Annotated in this window: 12 protein-coding genes; 9 read left to right on the forward strand and 3 right to left on the reverse strand. The window is 65.1% G+C overall.

Annotated elements, in window-relative coordinates; all coding sequences use genetic code 11:
• The first annotated feature begins 97 nt into the window (after positions 1-97).
• The 9 genes from cyoA to FHW83_RS20430 all read left to right on the forward strand — a co-directional run bounded on the left by cyoA (position 98) and on the right by FHW83_RS20430 (position 8,660).
• Positions 98-1,099, forward strand: coding sequence for a ubiquinol oxidase subunit II (gene cyoA / locus FHW83_RS20390; RefSeq protein ID WP_176648187.1), 1,002 nt, complete (start codon positions 98-100; stop codon positions 1,097-1,099).
• Positions 1,096-3,102, forward strand: coding sequence for a cytochrome o ubiquinol oxidase subunit I (cyoB, locus tag FHW83_RS20395; protein WP_373997242.1), 2,007 nt, complete (start codon positions 1,096-1,098; stop codon positions 3,100-3,102). The genes cyoA and cyoB overlap by 4 nt, the downstream gene beginning before the upstream one ends.
• A complete protein-coding gene (gene cyoC / locus FHW83_RS20400; RefSeq protein WP_176648189.1) occupies positions 3,095-3,724 on the forward strand; it encodes a cytochrome o ubiquinol oxidase subunit III in 630 nt (209 codons plus the stop codon). The genes cyoB and cyoC overlap by 8 nt, the downstream gene beginning before the upstream one ends.
• Positions 3,721-4,128: a cytochrome o ubiquinol oxidase subunit IV gene (cyoD, locus tag FHW83_RS20405; RefSeq protein WP_176648190.1), complete on the forward strand. Its 408-nt coding sequence runs from the start codon at positions 3,721-3,723 to the stop codon at positions 4,126-4,128. The genes cyoC and cyoD overlap by 4 nt, the downstream gene beginning before the upstream one ends.
• On the forward strand, positions 4,125-4,913 hold the full coding sequence (locus FHW83_RS20410) for an SURF1 family protein (protein ID WP_176648191.1): 789 nt from the start codon (positions 4,125-4,127) through the stop codon (positions 4,911-4,913). The genes cyoD and FHW83_RS20410 overlap by 4 nt, the downstream gene beginning before the upstream one ends.
• Positions 4,914-4,938: 25 nt before the next feature.
• The gene (locus tag FHW83_RS20415; protein ID WP_176648192.1) at positions 4,939-6,258 is read left to right on the forward strand and encodes an ATP-binding protein; all 1,320 of its coding nucleotides are present in this window, start codon (positions 4,939-4,941) and stop codon (positions 6,256-6,258) included.
• Positions 6,255-6,797 carry a response regulator transcription factor gene (locus tag FHW83_RS20420; protein WP_176648193.1) on the forward strand — a complete coding sequence of 181 codons (543 nt, stop codon included), beginning with the start codon at positions 6,255-6,257 and terminating at the stop codon, positions 6,795-6,797. The genes FHW83_RS20415 and FHW83_RS20420 overlap by 4 nt, the downstream gene beginning before the upstream one ends.
• Positions 6,794-7,378: a 2'-5' RNA ligase family protein gene (locus tag FHW83_RS20425; RefSeq protein ID WP_176648194.1), complete on the forward strand. Its 585-nt coding sequence runs from the start codon at positions 6,794-6,796 to the stop codon at positions 7,376-7,378. Before FHW83_RS20420 ends, FHW83_RS20425 begins: the two co-directional genes overlap by 4 nt.
• A gap of 133 nt (positions 7,379-7,511) precedes the next feature.
• Positions 7,512-8,660, forward strand: a complete 1,149-nt coding sequence (locus FHW83_RS20430) for a putative peptide maturation dehydrogenase (RefSeq protein WP_176648195.1) — start codon at positions 7,512-7,514, stop codon at positions 8,658-8,660.
• Positions 8,661-8,705: 45 nt separating this feature from the next.
• Here FHW83_RS20430 and FHW83_RS30830 read toward each other — a convergent pair whose 3' ends face one another.
• The 3 genes from FHW83_RS30830 to FHW83_RS20445 form a co-directional block, all read right to left on the reverse strand.
• On the reverse strand, positions 8,706-9,257 hold the full coding sequence (locus FHW83_RS30830; protein ID WP_229224281.1) for a PEP-CTERM sorting domain-containing protein: 552 nt from the start codon (positions 9,255-9,257) through the stop codon (positions 8,706-8,708).
• Positions 9,258-9,396: 139 nt separating this feature from the next.
• Positions 9,397-9,651, reverse strand: coding sequence for an NHLP-related RiPP peptide (locus tag FHW83_RS20440; RefSeq protein WP_176648196.1), 255 nt, complete (start codon positions 9,649-9,651; stop codon positions 9,397-9,399).
• A 106-nt stretch (positions 9,652-9,757) separates the two neighbouring features.
• Entirely contained in the window at positions 9,758-14,794 is a 5,037-nt protein-coding gene (locus FHW83_RS20445) for a response regulator (RefSeq protein ID WP_229224282.1), read from the reverse strand.
• Between the last annotated feature and the right edge of the window lie 69 nt (positions 14,795-14,863).

Below are 14,863 nucleotides of genomic sequence, written 5' to 3' on the forward strand. Positions count from 1 at the left end.
GGACCGTCCGGCGGGTAGGACAAAGTGTCCAATGGCAAGAACAGTCCTTAGTGAGTACAGTAGCATGTTCCCAATATTCTGTAACGTACATTACCGCATGATTCCTCCTATCGTTCGTCGTGGATTGCTCCTCGCACCGTTAATGTGGCTCGCTGGCTGCGATACGGTCGTGCTCAATCCGTCCGGGGATATCGCAGCGCAGCAGGCACACCTTGTCGTTGTGTCAACCCTGCTGATGCTGTTGATTATCGTACCTGTCATGTTCCTGATCTGTCTGTTCGCTTGGCGCTATAGGAAGTCAAATACCGCCGCCGAATACAAGCCGGACTGGGACCACTCGACCAAGCTCGAGCTGCTGATCTGGGGCGCGCCGCTGCTGATCATCATCGTGCTGGGCCTGATCACCTGGATTTACACCCACCTGCTGGACCCGTACCGTCCGCTGAGCCGCCTGGACGAAAACCGTCCGATCGCCGCCGGCGTCAAGCCGCTGGAAGTACAAGTGGTGTCGATGGACTGGAAGTGGATGTTTATTTACCCAGAGCAAGGCATCGCCACCGTGAACGAGCTGGTCACGCCGATCGACGTGCCGGTGCGCTTCCACATGACCTCGACCTCGGTGATGAACGCCTTCTACATTCCCGCGCTGGCCGGCATGGTCTACACCATGCCGAGCATGGAAACGCAGCTGAACGCGGTCATGAACAAGGTGGGCGTGTACGACGGCTTCTCCGCCAACTACAGCGGCGCCGGCTTCTCGGACATGAAATTCAAGTACCACGGCGTATCGCAGGCGGACTTCGACGCCTGGGTGGCCAAGACCAAGGCCAGCGCCGGCACTCTGAACCGCGCTGAGTTCCTGGCCCTGGACAAGCCGACCATCAAGCACCCGATCATGCACTTCGGCACCGTGGAAAAGGGTATGTACGACCTGATCCTGAACCGTTGCGTGGCCGAAGGCTCGGTCTGCATCAACACCCAGATGCACCAGGATGCCACCCGCATCAAGGCAGCCGCGGCAGCCAAGAAGCTGCCAGAAGACGTGTGCGAACCGACCACCACCGTCGCCGCCACTGCTCAACCTACCCGTAAAGAATGACCATGTCTGATCTGAACCTGACCAATCTGATCATTGGACGGCTCTCGCTGGAAGCAATTCCGTACCACGAGCCCATCCTGATCGGCACCTTCGCCGGTGTGGCGCTGGGCGGCATTGCGCTGCTGTTCGCCATGTTTAAATTCCGCCTGTGGGGCCCGCTGTGGCGCGACTGGATCACCTCCATCGACCACAAGAAAATCGGCATCATGTACATGGTGCTGGGTATCATCATGCTGCTGCGCGGCTTCGCCGACGCGCTGATGATGCGCGCGCAGCAGGCCATCGCTTTCGGCGACAACCCCGGCTTCCTGCCGCCGCACCACTACGACCAGGTGTTCACCGCCCACGGCACCATCATGATCTTCTTCGTGGCGATGCCGCTGGTGACCGGTCTGATGAACTACGTGGTGCCGCTGCAGATCGGCGCGCGCGACGTGTCGTTCCCGTTCCTGAACAACTTCTCGTTCTGGATGACCACCTTTGGCGCCATGCTGACCATGGTGTCGCTGTTCGTCGGCGAATTCGGCAAGACCGGCTGGCTGGCGTTCCCGCCGCTGTCGGGCATCGCCGCCTCGCCGGACGTCGGGGTCGACTATTACATCTGGTCCTTGCAGGTGGCCGGTGTGGGTACAACACTATCCGGTGTCAACCTGATCGCCACCATCGTCAAGATGCGTGCGCCTGGCATGTCGATGATGAAGATGCCAGTGTTCACCTGGACCGCCCTGTGCACCAACGCCCTGATCGTCGCGACCTTCCCGATCCTGACCATCACCCTGGCGCTGCTGTCGCTGGACCGTATCGCCGGCTTCAACTTCTTCACCACCGAACTGGGTGGCAACCCGATGCTGTACGTCAACCTGATCTGGATCTGGGGCCACCCTGAGGTGTACATCCTGATCCTGCCGGTGTTCGGCGTGTTCTCGGAAATCGTCTCGACCTTCTCGGGCAAGCGCCTGTTCGGCTACACCTCGATGGTGTACGCGACCGTCGTGATCACCGTGCTGTCCTACCTGGTATGGCTGCACCACTTCTTCACCATGGGTTCCGGCGCGAGTGTGAATTCGTTCTTCGGCATCACCACCATGATCATCTCGATCCCGACCGGCGCCAAGATCTTCAACTGGCTGTTCACCATGTATAAAGGCCGCATCCGCTTCACCGTGCCGATGATGTGGACCGTGGGCTTCATGCTGACCTTCGTCATCGGCGGCATGACCGGCGTGATGCTGGCCGTGCCTCCAGCCGACTTCGTGCTGCACAACTCGCTGTTCCTGATCGCCCACTTCCACAACGTGATTATCGGCGGCGTGGTGTTCGGCCTGTTCGCGGGCATCAACTACTGGTTCCCGAAAGCCTTCGGCTACAAGCTGAACGAATTCTGGGGCAAGGTCTCGTTCTGGTGCTGGCTGGTGGGCTTCTGGGTCGCCTTCACCCCGCTGTACATCATGGGCTTCATGGGCGTCACCCGCCGCATGAACCACTTCGATGATCCATCGCTGCAGATCTACTTCGTCATCGCCGCCATCGGCGCGCTGATCATCGCCGGCGGTATCGGCGCCTTCATCCTGCAGCTGTTCCTGAGCTGGAAAGACCGCGCCAAACTGCGCGACGTCACCGGCGACCCATGGGATGGCCGCACCCTGGAGTGGGCCACCTCGTCGCCACCGCCTGACTACAACTTCGCCTTCACCCCGGTGGTGCACGACAGCGACAGCTGGGCGGACATGAAGAAGAACAAGTACCAGCGTCCGCTGAAGGGCTTCGTGGACATCCACATGCCGAAGAACACCGGCGCCGGCTTCGTCATCTCGGCCCTGTCGTTCGCCTTCGGCTTCGCCATGGTATGGCAGATGTGGATCCCGGCGGTACTGGCCTTCCTGACCATGCTGGCTGCGATCATCGTCCACACCTTTAACTACAAGCGCGACTACTACATCAAAGCCGATGAAGTGACTCGTACCGAAGACGCCCATACTCGTTTGCTGGAAAGCCATGTCTGAAATTAACGCTAACGGCGCCCTGAGCGCAGATCCAAGCGCGCGTTACTACGTGCGTGACCACCATCCGGAGAACGGCACGCTGCTGGGCTTCTGGATTTACCTGATGAGCGACTGCCTGCTGTTCGCCGGCCTGTTCGCCACCTACGCGGTGCTGGGCCGCAGCTACGCGGGCGGCCCGTCCGGCGCGGAACTGTTCGACCTGCCGCTGGTGGCCCTGAACACGGGCTTCCTGCTGCTGTCGTCGATCACCTATGGCTTCGCCATGATCGCCTCGCAGCGCAAGAACCTGAAAGCCACCATCGCCTGGCTGCTGGTGACCGGCGCGTTCGGCCTGTGCTTCCTGTACCTGGAGGTGTATGAGTTCCTGCACCTGATCCACGAGGGCGCCGGTCCGCAACGCAGCGCGTTCCTGAGCTCGTTCTTCGCGCTGGTCGGCACCCACGGCCTGCACGTGACCTTCGGTACCGTGTGGCTGGTGACCCTGTGCTTCCAGCTGGCCAAGCACGGCCTGACCCATGAAAACAACCGCCGCCTGATGTGCCTGTCGATGTTCTGGCACTTCCTGGACGTGATCTGGATCGGCGTCTTCACCTTTGTCTACCTGATGGGAGTCCTGCCATGAGCGCACCACATAACCGCGACCACCACGGCCACGGCCACGACGATCACGGTCATGGCGATGACGGCCACCACGGCAGCCTGAAGGACTACGCGATCGGTTTCATCCTGTCCGTGATCCTGACCGCGATCCCGTTCTGGCTGGTGATGACCCACCAGTTCGAGAAATCGAGCACCACCGCCATCGTCGTGCTGGCGTTCGCGGCGGTCCAGGTGCTGGTGCACATGGTCTACTTCCTGCACATGAACGGCAAGGCGGAAGGCGGCTGGTCGATGCTGTCGACCGTGTTCACCGTCGTGCTGCTGGTGATCGTGCTGGCTGGCTCGATCTGGGTCATGTACCACATGAACAAGAACATGATGCCTTCCATGGGCAACGATGTTCACAACATGCAAGACATGCAATGATGACGGGCGCGAATAAGCGCCAACGTCCCCGCGCCCTGCGCGTCATCCTGGCCCTCGTGGCCGGGGTGATGTTCGCGGGGTTTTTTGCTTTAGGGACGTGGCAAGTCTTCAGGTTGCAGTGGAAGCTGGCGCTGATCGAGCGCGTGGACCAGCGCGTGCACGGCGCGCCGGTGCCGGCGCCGTCCCGCGCGCAATGGCCGGCATTGAACGCGGAGGCGGACGACTACCGCCGCGTGCGGCTGAGCGGGGTGCTGCTGGACGGTTCGACCACGCAGGTGCTGGCGTCGCTGGAGCGCGGCATCGGCTACTGGGTGGTGACGCCGCTGTGCACGGCGGATGGCATAGTGATGATCAATCGCGGCTTCATCGACGCGGGCGTGGGCGGCTGGAAGCCGCAGCCGGCGCCGGCGATGGCGCCGGCCGACGCTTGCGTCGCCGCGTCCGGGCCGGCGGTGACGTTCAGCGGCCTGCTGCGCATGAGCGAGAAAGCAGGGCGCCTGCGCGCCAACGAACCGGCCCGCAACTACTGGTACACGCGCGACGTGCAGGCGATCGCGCAGGCGCGCGGCCTCGACGCCGCCGCGCTGGCGCCGTATTTCGTCGACGCCGACGCGCCGTCCGCGCGGGCGGCCGGTCCGGTGGCTGGCGTGCAGCCGGTCGGCGGCCTGACGGTGATTTCCTTCGTCAACAACCACTTGGTTTATGCTATCACCTGGTACGCACTGGCCCTGATGGTGGCCGCTGCGACGGTATGGGTCATCCGAGATGCGCGCAAACAGAACTAATCCTTACGACCGTGGCCGGCCCGGCATGCCGGCGATCGAACCGCTGGCGGCGGTGAACGCTTCGGCCGACACCATCACCTCGGCGGCCGGCCACAAAAACATGCAGCAGCTGATCCAGCTGCGCTGGATCGCCGTCATCGGCCAGATCACCACCATCGCCACCGCGTCCATCCTGCTGGGCGTGCAGTTGCCGATGCCGGCCATGCTGAACGTGCTGGCCTGCCTGATCGCGTTCAACGTCGCCAGCATCCTGCGCTGGCAGGAGAACCAGGTGGTGTCCAACAGCGAGCTTTTGCTGGCCTTGACGGTGGACGTGGCCAGCCTGACGGCGCAGCTCTACCTGAGCGGCGGCGCCACCAACCCGTTCGTCTTCCTGTATCTGCTGCACGTGATCCTGGGCGCGGTGCTGCTGGAGACGTGGTCCACCTGGACCATCGTGATCGTCACCGGCATGTGCATCGCCGGCCTGGCGCTGTTCTCGGAGCCGCTGCCGCTGCCGCAGGACCATGCGCTGGGCATCTTCAGCCTGTACGTGCAGGGGATGCTGATCTGCTTTATTCTTGACGCCGCGCTGCTGGTGGTCTTCATCACGCGCATCACGCAGAACATGCGCAGCAGCGCGGCCAAGCTGGCGGATCTGCGCCAGCGGGCGGCGGAGGAAGAGCACATCGTGCGCATGGGTTTATTGGCCTCGGGCGCGGCGCACGAACTGGGAACGCCGCTGGCGACGCTGGCCGTCATCCTGGGCGACTGGAAGCGCATGCCCGAGTTCAAAGGCAATCCCGTGCTGCTGGAGGAGATCGCCGAGATGCAAACGCAGCTCAAGCGCTGCAAGTCCATCGTCAGCGGCATCCTGCTGTCGGCCGGCGAGACGCGTGGCGAATCGTCGGCCGCCACCACCATCAACACCTTTCTGGATGAGGTGGTGGCGGAATGGCGCGTGGGCCGGCCGGTGGTCGAATTCGAGTTTGAAAACCGCATCGCACCGGACCATCCGGTGGTGTCGGACTCCACGCTCAAGCAAATGATCTGCAACGTGCTGGATAACGCGCTGGAGGCATCGCCGCAGTGGCTGCGGATGGAAACCAGCGTCGAAGGCGACACGCTGGTGCTGCAGGTAACGGACAAGGGGACGGGCTTCGATCCGTCTATACTGGCGCAATTCGGCAAGCCATACAACTCCAGCAAGGGACGCCCGGGCGGCGGTCTGGGACTGTTCCTGGTGGTGAACGTGGCGCGCACGCTGGGTGGAGAAGTCACTGCGACCAACCTGTCGCAGGGCGGGGCGATGGTGCGCTTGACGCTGCCGTTGTCCGCGATAGAAATCAAATCGGAACAACAATGACGACTGAAGAAGAACGCGTACTGCTGCTGGTGGAGGACGACGCGGCATTCGCCCGTACATTAGGGCGCTCGTTCGAGCGCCGCGGCTACAAGGTGCTGCTGGCGGAGAACGTGGACGAGGCCAGCGCGCTGCTGGTCGACCACTCGCCCGGCTACGCGGTGGTGGACTTGAAATTGAAGGGCAACTCATCCGGCCTGGCGTGCGTGCAGATGCTGCACGAACACGACGAGGAAATGCTGATCGTGGTGCTGACCGGCTTCGCCAGCATCAACACGGCGGTGGAGGCGATCAAGCTGGGCGCGTGCCAGTATTTGGCCAAGCCATCGAACACCGACGACATCGAAGCCGCGTTCGAGCACGTGGCTGGCGCGGCGGAACTGGAACTGACCACGCGGGCGACGTCGGTGAAGACGCTGGAGTGGGAGCACATCCACGCGGTGCTGGCGGAGACCGACTTCAACATCTCCGAGGCGGCGCGGCGGCTGGGCATGCACCGCCGCACGCTGGCGCGTAAATTGGAAAAGCAGCGCGTCAAATGAGCCAGCAAGGATCCCTGTTCGACTTCGAACCGCCGCCGAAGAACACCGACCGCCTGTTCTTTGCGGTGATGCCGGACCAGGCGGCGGTCGCCTCCATCCGCGCGTTGACGACGGAACTCAAGACGCGGCACGGCATGACAGGCCGGCCGATCGACGAATCGAAACTGCACGCGACCTTGTGCGTGCTGGGCGACTTCGCGGGGATGCCGGATGCGTTGATCAAGAGCGCGTCAAAGGCGGCGGCGCTGGTGGCCGACAGCACGCTGCCGTTCAAGGCCGGCTTCGACACGGTCCAGACCTTCATCACCGGTCCGCGGCACCGTCCGCTGGTGCTGACTGGCGGCGATGGCGTGGTTGGGCTGACAGGCTTCTACAAGAACCTCTCTGGCGCGCTGCTGAAAACGAGCGGCCTGCGCAACCCGCACAGCTACACGCCGCACGTCACGCTGTTGTACGACGACGTCACCTTGGGGCCGCAAAGCGTGGCGCCGATCGAATGGACCGTGCGCGAGCTGGTCCTGCTGCACAGCCACATCGGCCAAGGCCGTCCCTACACCATCCTCGCCCGCTGGTCCTTCTAAAATCCGGGGTCAGGTCCTCCATTTCTACACGGCCTGTGCCGTAACGTGCGTTAGCGCTGAGCTCGTGTAGAAATGGAGGACCTGACCCCGGATTTATGATAGCGTTGTGGTATCGATTTCTGTCGGGGGCATCATGCTTGTCAGGCGTTGTGCTGTGCTGTTCGTGGAACCGCGCGAGGATCTAGATGTCGATTGGGCGGCGCTGTTCGCCGGCAGGGGCGCGATCGGCGCCACGGTGCAGTGGATCGCGCTGGCGCCGCACCTCGGCCAGGAGGTGGTGGTCGATGCCGCCGACCTGCCAGCGCTCGGCGGCGTCAGCCTCACGCTGTGGCAGGAACGGGAGGCTTGCGAGTCGCAATTCGGTGCCGCGACGATCGCCCGCCTGCTGGCCGCCGGCCTGCTGCTGAGCGACGCGCCCGAAGGCGCCGCCCCGCGCGAGCGCGACGAGGTGCTGCGCTCGCAACATTGGCGCCCGCTGTCCGCCACCGTTCATATGTTCAGCCGCTGGGCCGATATGCGGGTCGATAAGGGTATGCAGTTCCCCAGCTTCGAGGAACTGGTCGATAATTACGGCTCGCCGCCCGGACCGACCATCAGTCGCCGCGACGCCGACCAGGCCATCCATCTGCCGCCGCCAGAACGCGCCCGTCTCGACGATACGCTGTTCCACCGTTACACCGGCCGCAACTTCGACCCCGGCGCGGTGCTGCCGCTGGCCACCGCCTCCCGGTTGCTGCAACGCGCCTTCGGCGCGCAGGGCCAGCGCGAGATGGCGCCCGATGCCTATGTGTTGAAGAAGCTGAGTCCCTCCGCCGGCGGCTTGCACCCGACCGAGGTGTATGTGCTGGCGCAGCGCGTGCAGGGTATCGCGCCGGGCTTGTATCACTATCAGCCGGTGCGCCACGCGCTGGAACCGCTGGCGGAAATGGCGCCCGCCGAGACGGAGGAGTTGGCGCTGCGCATGGTGGCCGATCAGGATTGGTTCCAGCCGGCGCCCATGCTGGTGGTGCTGGTCACGCGTGTGGAACGCAATTTCTGGAAGTACCGCAATCACGCCAAGGCTTACCGCGCGGTGCTGCTCGACGCCGGCCATTTGTCGCAGACGTTTTATCTGCTGGCCACGGAGGCGGGCATGCCGGCCTTTGTGACGGCCGCCGTGAATGAGGTGGATATCGAACGGGCGCTGGGACTGGATCCGCTCAAGGATATGGTGGTGGCGGTGTGCGGCTGCGGCCCGGCGTCGGGCCAGCAAAATACGGTGGAACTGCGCTTCGAACCCTGAACACGCGCATTGCGCCGCCCCCGGCGCCGGAAGCGGGAGAGGGTGTTACTTGCGCGCGCGGCGGCGGGACACCAGGCCCATCAGTGCGATGCCGCCCAACAGCATGCCGTAGGTGCTTGGCTCCGGAACCGCCGAGATGGCCGAGTATGCGCGGAAGTTGCTGATGCCGCGCGGCAGGCCGCCGAAGCTGATTTCCGTGTTGGCCGCGACTGGCGTGCTGAAGTGGAACAGCAGTTCGCCCTTGCCGTAGTGGACCGCGAGGTAGCTATAGCTGCCATCAACGGTGAACACGCCGGACTTGGCATCCGCCAGGTTGCCCGAATCGGTCAGCACCAGCGAGCCGGCGCCGGTCGATGGCAGCGAGAATTTCGATTCCAGCAGCGATTCGATGGCAGCTTCGCTCTGGTTGCCAATGTTGGCGCCGTCGTAGACCCATACGGTGCCAGCGGTTACAGGGCCGTAGGTGAAGGTGCCGCTGCCCAGGGTGAAGCTGTTGCCCGGATTGGTCAGTTCCACCCAGCTGGCAGCCTGGGCTGCGGGGGCGAGCATGGCGGATGCTGCGAACGCGACGGCGACGATAGTCTTGGCGTAATACATCTTGACTCCTGATAAGAGTTGATTTGATAACGAATAATACCAAGAGATAACACTCAATGCAAGAAAAATAACTTGATTTTCATTTTTACAAAAAAAGCCCGACCCCACAGGGCCGGGCACTGCTGCCAGGAAGGAGCGCTTAGCGTTGGCCTGACAGGAAAAACGGAATCGCGCCGGCCGCGTTTTCCATTTTGCCCTTGATGGCGTGGCGGCTGGCGGCGATCACTTCCTTGGCCGGCAGGCTGCGGGTGGTCGGGATCTGGCTGGCGTCGAGCTTGATGCCCAGGCCGCCCAGGGCCAGTTGTGGATCCTTCAGGAAACTCTGGCGGAAGCTGTCATCGCCAGCGAGTTTGGATAGCAACAAATCGAGATCTTGTGGGGAATGCGTGGCCATGTCTTGCCCTTTCGTGTTGAGGAGGAGAACGCTGCGTGTGGGGAACGCAACTTCATCCTAAGACATGCACGATACGATCTCAAGGCATTTAAAAACTTGCAGATCGCTAGGGAGTTTGCGCCAGCTCGGTTTCGCGCACCGCGCCTTCCGCCCGCGCGCCCTGCATGACAACTTCGAACGCTTGGGCGAATGCGCGCAGCAGGTCCGCCAGCGCCACCGGCTCCTCTCTGAGGCGGTCCTCCAGCGCGGTTGACGTTTTAAAAAGTTCGTTTGCAGAAATATTACCCGCCGCGCCGCGGATTTTGTGGACCAATTCGGCCGCGCGTAACAATTCGCCGGAGTGGATTGCATCTTGAATCTGTTGCAAACTGGATTCAAAATCGTGGGCGAACAGGCTGAGCAATTGAGACAGCAGGGCGTCGTGGCCGCCCAGCCGTTCCATCGCGGCGTTGATATCGATGCCGGGCCGGGGCACCACCGGCGCGTTGCCGCGCCGTGGCGGCGGCTCGGCCTCGGCCACCGACGCGCGGTGCGGATCGGGCTTGACCCAGGTCGCCAGCACGGCGTACAGGGTGTCCGGGTCGATCGGCTTGGTGACGTAGTCGTTCATGTCCATCTCGAGGCAGCGCTCGCGGTAGCCGGCCACCGCGTGGGCGGTCATGGCGATGATGGGCAGGGCGGCGTGGCGCTGGTCGCTGCGGATCAGGGCCGTGGCCTGGTAGCCGTCCATGTCCGGCATCTGGATATCCATCAGCACCGCGTCGTAGTTGCCGGCGCCGGTCATGCGCGCCGCCTCCTCGCCGCTGCTGGCGAGATCGACGCGCACGCCGGCGCGTTGCAGGATCTCGCTGGCCACCTGTTGGTTGATGGCGTTGTCGTCCACCACCAGCACGTGTGCGCCACGGATGCGCTGCGTCGCCAGCGACGGCGGCGCGCTCATGGTCACGCTTTGCTGGGCGGCCTCCAGCCCCAGCGCGGACAGGATGGCGTTGCGCAGCAGTTGCGGATTGGTCGGCTTGTCGAGGAAGGGCATGCGACGGGTTTGCTCGGCGGTTTCCGAGCTGTGCTCGCGCGCGTAGGCGGTCACCATCAGCACCGCCGGCACGCTCGCCAGTTCCGGATCGGCGGCGATGCGGCGCAGGGTGTCGATGCCGTCGAGGTCCGGCATGTCGGCGTCGATCAGCAGCAGGTCGTAGGAATCGAGCTGCATGGCGGCCACCGCCGCCGCGCCGGAAGCGACGGTGCGCGCCTTCAACCCCATGAGCGACAGCTGGGTCTTGAGCATGTGGCGCGTGGCCTCGCAATCGTCGGCCACCAGCACGCGCTTGCCCTGCGCGGCGATCGGCACCACTGGCAGCACGGCGGTTTGTTCGGCCGCCGCCTGCAGGTGGACGGTGAAACTGAAACCGCTGCCCACGCCCGGTTCACTATCGACTTTGATTTCGCCGCCCATCTTGCGCACCAGCTGCTGCGAGATGGCCAGGCCCAGCCCCGTGCCGCCATACAGCCGCGTGGTGCTGGCGTCGGCCTGCGCGAAGGCCTGGAACAGGCGCGCCTGCTGCTCCTGGCTGATCCCCAGGCCGCTGTCCTCCACCGTGAAGCGCAGCACCAGCGGGCCGCCCGGCGTGACGGTGGGCGTGGCCGCGTCCAGCTCCACCCGCAGTTCGATGTGGCCGCGCGCGGTGAACTTGAGGGCGTTGCCTACCAGGTTGACCAGGATTTGCCCCAGCCGCAACGGGTCGCCCAGCAGGTTGGAGGGCACGTCCGGCGCCGACCAGATCACCAGTTCCAGCCCGCGCTCGGCGGCGCGCCACGAGAACAGGTCGGCGATCTGGTTGAGCGTGTCGGGCAGTTCGAACGGCAGGGCCTCCAGTTCCAGCTTGCCCGATTCGATCTTGGAGAAGTCCAGCACGTCGTTGATGATCTGCAGCAGGCTTTGGCCGGCGCGGCTGATCTTGCGGAAGTAGTCGAGCGGTTGCGCCGGCAGGTCGAGATGGGTGCCCAGGCCGGCGAAGCCGAGGATGGCGTTCATCGGCGTGCGGATCTCGTGGCTGATGTTGGCCAGGAATTCGCTCTTGGCGCGCGTCGCCGCCTCGGCGTTGGTGCGCGCCTGTTCGATCATGCGCATCGAGCGCGCCTTGTGGTAGGCCGAGACGAACGGCTCCTTCAGCGCCTTGAGCAGGTCCAGGTCGCTCTCGGCGAAGGTGGCCTGGTATTGGTAGTTTTCGAAAATGAGGTAGCCCTCGACCTGGCCATCGATCACCACGCGCACCGACAGCAACGCGCACACGTCGCCCGGGAGTGAATGCGGGTGGTGCACTTCGAAGATGTCCGGGGCGATCATGCTGTCCGGCGGCGCGTAGCGCATCTCGGCCTGGCGCAGGTCTAGGCGGTAGGCGTCGGCGGTGGCGTCGATGCGGCCCCACGCGGCGCGCAGGCTCAGTGTGTCGGTGCCTTCCTCGCGCACCAGTGCCAGCGCCGAGTCGATGCCCTTGATGATGGTCGATTCGTGCAGGATGGTGTGCAGCAGGGCGTCGAAGTCGATCTGCTCGTTGATGGACTTGACGATGGCGTTCAGTTTTTCCAGATGCTGGGTGCGCGAGTAGACCAGCGCCTGCAGGGCCTCGCCCCTGCGGTGCAGGTGGCGCACGCGCCAGCGCAGCAGGGCCCACGCCAGCACGCAGGTGATGATGAAGTAGCCCAGCCACGCCCACCAGGTCTGGTGCCACGCCGGCAGCACCACCACGTGCAGCGCCTGTTCATCGGCGTTCCACAGGCCGTCGCGGTTGCTGCCGCGCATGCGCAGCACGTAGTCGCCCGGCGGCAGGTGGCCGTAGGTGATGATGCGGCGCGTGGCGTCGACTTCGATCCAGCGCTGGTCGAAGCCCTCCAGCAGGTAGGTGTAGCGGTTGCGCTGCGGCGCCGAGAAGTCCAGCGCGGCCAGTTCCACTTCAAAGCTCTGGTTATCCGGCCGCAGCACCAGCGTCGGGCCCTCCTTGCCGCTGAGTTCCGCCGGCGTCAGCGGGTGCTGGTCGAGGCGCACGGCGCTGATCACCAGCGGCGGACGATAGGCCCAGTCGCTCAGGCGCCCCGGATACACCACGGCCATGCCGGAGGTGGCGCCGAAGATCAGGTCACGCTCCTGCGTGACGGTGCTGGCGCCGATGAAGAAGGTGCGGAACGCCAGGCCGTCGGCGCGCGTGAGCGCGCGCGCGCGCAGGGTGCCGGAGTCGATGACGGCGATGCTGTCCGAGGTGGCGGCCCAGATGCGGCCCAGCGGGTCCGCCTGCAGCGCCATGATGGTGCCGGCCGACAGGCCGGCGGCGGTGCCCACGCGCTGGAACACCGGCTCGCCCAGCGCGTCGCGCCCGGTCATGACGCAGATGCCGCCGCCGTAGGTCCCGACCCACAGGCGGCCGCGCCGGTCGATCACCAGGGAGCTGATCACCGCCTCGCTCAGCGCGTCCTGCTTGGCCGCGTTGGCCTTGATCTGTTCCACCTTGCCGCTTTCCGGATCGAGGTGGTTCAAGCCGTTGCGGGTGGCGACCCACAGGCTGCCGTCGCCGTCGGCCACCACCGCGTGGATGCGGTTGTCGGTCAGGCCGCCGCCTTCCTGCTGTCCCTGCACGTAGTGCAGGAGCGTGCCGGTGGCCGGGTTGTAGCGCAGCAGCCCCTCGAAAGTGCCGAGCCATAGCTCGCCCTTGCGTACCAGGATGGTGCCGATGCGCGGGTAGGGGTTCTGCTGCGGCAGCGCCACGCGCTTGACGGCGCCGCCATTGCGGCTGGTGCGGTACAGCCCCAGCTGGGTGCCGATCCAGGCCTCGCCGGCGTCCGCCTCGGCCAGCGACAGCACCACGCGGTTGGGCAGGGCGGTGTCGGGATTGTGCGGGTCCGGGCGCAGCGCGGCGCGGCGGGCGCCGTCGCGCGGGACGATGTCGATGCCCTGGTCGGCCAGGCCGATCCAGACCTCGCCGCGGCTGTCGGTCATCAGGGCGGTGACGCCGGCCTCCTGCGCGCCCTCCGCGCCGAACACGGAATCGATGGCTTCGCTGTGCGGGTCGTAGATGTCGACCCCGCGCTCGGTGGTGACCCAGATCATGCCGCTGCGGTCGCGCAGCAGGGCGGCGGTGCGGTCGTTACTGAGGCTGAAGGACACCGCCGGCTGGTGCAGGATGCGCACGCTGCGGCTGCTCTCGGTGCGGTACTCGATCACGCCGCCGCCGTAGGTGCTGGCCCACCAGATGCCGGGCACGGTCTCCATCACCGCCAGCACCATGTTGGCCTGCACGTCCTTGACGCCCTTGAGGGCGACGATGCGGCCGCTGTCGGCCTGCGCCTCGACGATGCCGATGCCGCTTTTCAGCGTGCCGAAGGCGATCTGGCCGCGGCTGTTCTCGCCCAGCGACAGCACGGTGTCGCTCCACGCGCCGGGGCTGTCGCCGTGCACCGGGATGCTGGCGATGGCGCCGCTCGGCCGCAGGCGCGCCAGCCCGGAGGCGGTGCCGATCCACAGGTTGCCGGCGCGGTCCATCAGCAGCGCGCGCACCTGGTTGTCGGGCAGGCCGGGCGTGTCTTCGTGGGTGTAGCGGCGCAGGGTCTTGTGGGCGATGTCGTAGTATTTGAGGCCGTTGGGGGTGCCGATCCACAGGTTGCCCCTGGCGTCGCTGGCGATGGCGCTGACCAGGCCGCGGCTCAATTCCTCGTTGAGGCGGACGAAGCGCTCGGTATGCTTGTCATACATGGCCAGGCCGGCGGCGGCGGTGCCGACCCACAGCCGGCCGCCCACGTCCACGTGCAGGGCCTGGATGAAATCGCCGGGCAGGCTGGCGGTGTTGGCGGCGTCGTGATGGAAGCTGCGCACGCGGTAGCCGTCCCAGCGCGCCAGGCCGCTTTGGGTGCCGATCCAGATAAAGCCGTCGCCGTCCTGCGCCAGCGCCATGCCGACCGGGTGCGGCAGCCCCTGGTCGAGGCCCAGGTGTTCGAACAACGGGGTGGCCAGCTGGTCCCAGCGCTCCGGGCTGGCGAGGGCGGCGCCGCAAACGCCCAGGCAGGCCGCCAGCGTGAAGGCGATGCGGCGCAACCAGCGCAGGGCGATGGTGAGCGTGGCTGCATGGGCGGCTGCGTTGGGGGCGTGATCGTTCAAATCAGGGCGCGCTCCTCTGTCTGGTAATTGAAGGATACGGAAATGCCGACCGAAAGTCCATGACTGGCA

Origin of the sequence: Duganella sp. SG902 (assembly GCF_013376005.1) — a bacterium.
GTDB lineage: Bacteria > Pseudomonadota > Gammaproteobacteria > Burkholderiales > Burkholderiaceae_D > Rugamonas.

Excerpts from the sequence above, each read along its gene's own strand:
- cyoA (WP_176648187.1), top strand. The coding sequence starts at position 98 with ATGATTCCTCCTATCGTTCGTCGTGGATTGCTCCTCGCACCGTTAATG.
- cyoB (WP_373997242.1), top strand. The coding sequence starts at position 1,096 with ATGACCATGTCTGATCTGAACCTGACCAATCTGATCATTGGACGGCTC.
- cyoC (WP_176648189.1), top strand. The coding sequence starts at position 3,095 with ATGTCTGAAATTAACGCTAACGGCGCCCTGAGCGCAGATCCAAGCGCG.
- cyoD (WP_176648190.1), top strand. The coding sequence starts at position 3,721 with ATGAGCGCACCACATAACCGCGACCACCACGGCCACGGCCACGACGAT.
- FHW83_RS20410 (WP_176648191.1), top strand. The coding sequence starts at position 4,125 with ATGATGACGGGCGCGAATAAGCGCCAACGTCCCCGCGCCCTGCGCGTC.
- FHW83_RS20415 (WP_176648192.1), top strand. The coding sequence starts at position 4,939 with ATGCCGGCGATCGAACCGCTGGCGGCGGTGAACGCTTCGGCCGACACC.
- FHW83_RS20420 (WP_176648193.1), top strand. The coding sequence starts at position 6,255 with ATGACGACTGAAGAAGAACGCGTACTGCTGCTGGTGGAGGACGACGCG.
- FHW83_RS20425 (WP_176648194.1), top strand. The coding sequence starts at position 6,794 with ATGAGCCAGCAAGGATCCCTGTTCGACTTCGAACCGCCGCCGAAGAAC.
- FHW83_RS20430 (WP_176648195.1), top strand. The coding sequence starts at position 7,512 with ATGCTTGTCAGGCGTTGTGCTGTGCTGTTCGTGGAACCGCGCGAGGAT.
- FHW83_RS30830 (WP_229224281.1), bottom strand. The coding sequence starts at position 9,257 with ATGTATTACGCCAAGACTATCGTCGCCGTCGCGTTCGCAGCATCCGCC.
- FHW83_RS20440 (WP_176648196.1), bottom strand. The coding sequence starts at position 9,651 with ATGGCCACGCATTCCCCACAAGATCTCGATTTGTTGCTATCCAAACTC.